Origin of the sequence: Flavobacterium sp. FPG59 (assembly GCF_002150205.1) — a bacterium.
Taxonomy (GTDB): Bacteria; Bacteroidota; Bacteroidia; order Flavobacteriales; family Flavobacteriaceae; genus Flavobacterium.
Genome location: NZ_MTCA01000414.1, coordinates 1 through 786 on the forward strand (window position 1 = coordinate 1; position 786 = coordinate 786).

Genomic DNA, 786 nt, shown 5'->3' on the forward strand with positions numbered 1-786 from the left:
CCTACTGTTGTAATAGTTATAAAATATGCCTGATCTGTTGTTGTTGTTTTGTATTTTGTTGACATTTTTTTATTTAAAAATACAATAAAAGCTACAAATAAAACAATCATATAGCTTTAATTTATTTCTTTTGGTTTAGATTTGCTTTGTGGGCATGAATTATGGCTGTGGCTCATAGTTCTGGGCACGGATTGTAAATCCGCGCTATCGGGGTTTGCTTTGTGGGCATGAATTATGGCTGCGGCTCATCGTTCTGGGTACGGATTGCAAATCCGCGCTATCGGGGCTATCGGGGTTTGCTTTGTGGGCATGAATTATGGCTGTGGCTCATCGTTCTGGGCACGGATTGCAAATCCGCGCTATCGGGCACCTGAAAAAAATAATTTAGGAGACTTAGTTGATAGAAACATTGATACTGAATATAAAATACTAACAGAAATTGCTGAAAAATTAGGCAAAAATGTTAATGCAACTGGGAAAATTAGACTTTTTACTGAAAGAGCACCTTGTAATAGTTGTAGTAATGTTATAGAATTATTTTCTAAAAAATATCAAAAGTTAGAAATAGAAATCATTCATAATAATGGAAACATGTTAATTGACTTTTAAAATGAAAAATTGGAGTTATTTTGAGCTTATAGCAACTTTATATAAATCTATTTTCCTTTATATGGAACAGGGGGATTCATTTGAACAAGCAACTTCTAGAATGGGATTGGATTTTTGGATTCATCCAGAAAATAATCATATTTTAGAAAATTTGATTTTAATTATAACATCTATTTC

1 protein-coding gene is annotated in these 786 nt (G+C 32.6%); it reads left to right on the plus strand.

Annotated elements, in window-relative coordinates; translation table 11 throughout:
• Positions 1-234 precede the first annotated feature (234 nt).
• Positions 235-609: a deaminase domain-containing protein gene (locus tag FPG59_RS16370; RefSeq protein ID WP_217875977.1), complete on the plus strand. Its 375-nt coding sequence runs from the start codon at positions 235-237 to the stop codon at positions 607-609.
• Positions 610-786: the final 177 nt, after the last annotated feature.

Bases quoted from the DNA above. Each gene is read 5' to 3' on its own strand.
- FPG59_RS16370 (WP_217875977.1), top strand. From the start codon at position 235: ATGGCTGCGGCTCATCGTTCTGGGTACGGATTGCAAATCCGCGCTATC.